This window comes from Cohnella sp. GCM10012308, assembly GCF_042649185.1.
In the GTDB taxonomy this organism is placed as follows: Bacteria; Bacillota; Bacilli; order Paenibacillales; family Paenibacillaceae; genus Cohnella.
The window spans coordinates 1-3,035 of sequence record NZ_JBHRYU010000088.1; the positions used below are offsets into that span (position 1 = coordinate 1).

Sequence of the window (3,035 nt, forward strand, 5' to 3'; positions counted from 1 at the left end):
TTACAGAGCTTGCGCCCTGAAAACCGGATGCGAAACGAATCTGCGCTAGAAATTCTCTTGCCTGTGCGGCTTGCCGTTTGTTCCTAGATCGGAACAGTAGGATAAGCCCTCGACCGATTAGTACTCGTCAGCTGCACGCATTGCTGCGCTTCCACCCCGAGCCTATCAACCTCGTGTTCTCCAAGGGGTCTTACATACTGGGAAATCTCATCTTGAGGCGGGCTTCGCGCTTAGATGCTTTCAGCGCTTATCCCTCCCGCACTTGGCTACCCAGCGATGCTCCTGGCGGAACAACTGGTACACCAGCGGTGCGTCCATCCCGGTCCTCTCGTACTAAGGACAGCCCCTCTCAAATTTCCTACGCCCGCGACAGATAGGGACCGAACTGTCTCACGACGTTCTGAACCCAGCTCGCGTACCGCTTTAATGGGCGAACAGCCCAACCCTTGGGACCTACTTCAGCCCCAGGATGCGATGAGCCGACATCGAGGTGCCAAACCTCCCCGTCGATGTGGACTCTTGGGGGAGATAAGCCTGTTATCCCCAGGGTAGCTTTTATCCGTTGAGCGATGGCCCTTCCATTCGGTACCACCGGATCACTAAGCCCGACTTTCGTCCCTGCTCGACTTGTAGGTCTCGCAGTCAAGCTCCCTTATGCCTTTGCACTCTTCGAATGATTTCCAACCATTCTGAGGGAACCTTGGGGCGCCTCCGTTACGCTTTAGGAGGCGACCGCCCCAGTCAAACTGTCCGCCTGACACGGTCCCTTCACCGGATTCACGGTGACAGGTTAGAACCTAGATACGATCAGGGTGGTATCCCAACGGCGCCTCCATTGAAGCTTGCGCTCCAACTTCTTAGGCTCCCACCTATCCTGTACAGACCGTACCCAAGTTCAATATCAAGCTACAGTAAAGCTCCATGGGGTCTTTCCGTCACGTCGCGGGTAACCTGCATCTTCACAGGTACTAAAATTTCACCGGATCTCTCGTTGAGACAGCGCCCAAGTCGTTACGCCATTCGTGCGGGTCAGAATTTACCTGACAAGGAATTTCGCTACCTTAGGACCGTTATAGTTACGGCCGCCGTTTACTGGGGCTTCGGTTCACAGCTTCGGGTTGCCCCTAACCGCTCCCCTTAACCTTCCAGCACCGGGCAGGCGTCAGCCCGTATACTTCGCCTTACGGCTTCGCACAGACCTGTGTTTTTGCTAAACAGTCGCTTGGGCCTATTCACTGCGGCCCCCTCGGGCTATTCACCCTACCGAGGCACCCCTTCTCCCGAAGTTACGGGGTCATTTTGCCGAGTTCCTTAACGAGAGTTCTTCCGCGCGCCTTAGAATTCTCTTCTCGCCTACCTGTGTCGGTTTGCGGTACGGGCACCTTTTCCTGGCTAGAGGCTTTTCTCGGCAGCGTGAGCACGGAACCTTCGGTACTGTAATTTTCCCTCCCCATCACAGCTCAAGGTTAAAGCATGCGGATTTGCCTACATGCACCCCTTACTGCTTGGACGAGCTATTCCATCAGCTCGCGTTCTTGCCCTCCTGCGTCCCCCCATCGCTCGTAACGGATTACGGTGGTACAGGAATTTCAACCTGTTGTCCTTCGACTACGCCTTTCGGCCTCGCCTTAGGTCCCGACTTACCCTGAGCGGACGAACCTTCCTCAGGAACCCTTAGGCTTTCGGCGGACAGGATTCTCACCTGTCTTTTCGTTACTCATACCGGCATTCTCACTTGAATGCAGTCCACCGGTCCTCTCGGTCCGACTTCAACCCGCATTCAACGCTCCCCTACCCAAGTACACAACGTGTACATGCCATAGCTTCGGTGGTGTGTTTAGCCCCGTTACATTTTCGGCGCAGAGTCACTCGACCAGTGAGCTATTACGCACTCTTTAAATGGTGGCTGCTTCTAAGCCAACATCCTGGTTGTCTTCGCAACTCCACATCCTTTCCCACTTAACACACACTTAGGGACCTTAGCTGATGATCTGGGCTCTTTCCCTCTTGACGACGGATCTTAGCACTCGCCGTCTGACTCCCGAGCATACATCCATGGCATTCGGAGTTTGACTGGACTTGGTAACCCTTGGCGGGCCCCGCACCCAATCAGTGCTCTACCTCCATGATGCTAAATCTCGAGGCTAGCCCTAAAGCTATTTCGGGGAGAACCAGCTATCTCCGAGTTCGATTGGAATTTCTCCCCTACCCCCACGTCATCCCAGAGCTTTTCAACGCTCACGAGTTCGGGCCTCCAGTAAGTGTTACCTCACCTTCACCCTGCACAGGGGTAGATCACCCGGTTTCGGGTCTACGACTACGTACTAAAGCGCCCTATTCAGACTCGCTTTCGCTGCGGCTCCGTCTCTCCGACTTAACCTCGCACGTAAACGTAACTCGCCGGTTCATTCTACAAAAGGCACGCCATCACCCCTAGATCGGGCTCTGACTTCTTGTAAGCGCACGGTTTCAGGTTCTTTTTCACTCCGCTCCCGCGGTGCTTTTCACCTTTCCCTCACGGTACTGCTTCACTATCGGTCGCCAGGGAGTATTTAGCCTTGGCAGATGGTCCTGCCGGATTCCCACGGGGTTTCTCGTGTCCCGCGGTACTCGGGATCCGTCTCGGAGGGAGCAGATTTTTGGCTACAGGGCTTTTACCTTCTATGCCGGGCCTTTCCAGACCTCTTCGCCTAACCTGCTCCTTTGTAACTCCATGTGAGACGTCCCACAACCCCTAAGAGCAAGCTCTTAGGTTTGGGCTAATCCGCTTTCGCTCGCCGCTACTGACGGAATCACTCTTGTTTTCTTCTCCTCCAGGTACTTAGATGTTTCAGTTCCCTGGGTGTGCCTTCTCATGAGCTATGTATTCACTCATGGATGACTGGGCATGACCCCAGCCGGGTTTCCCCATTCGGACATCCCCGGATCAAAGCCTGCTTACGGCTCCCCGAGGCAATTTCGCTGTTCGCCGCGTCCTTCTTAGGCTCCTGGCGCCTAGGCATCCTCCGTGCGCCCTTAATAGCTTAACCTGTCGG

At 54.9% G+C, this 3,035-nt stretch carries 1 rRNA gene; it reads right to left on the reverse strand.

Annotated elements, in window-relative coordinates:
• Nucleotides 1-97: 97 nt before the first annotated feature.
• Nucleotides 98-3,029 (reverse strand): 23S ribosomal RNA (locus ACFOTD_RS34525).
• Nucleotides 3,030-3,035: the final 6 nt, after the last annotated feature.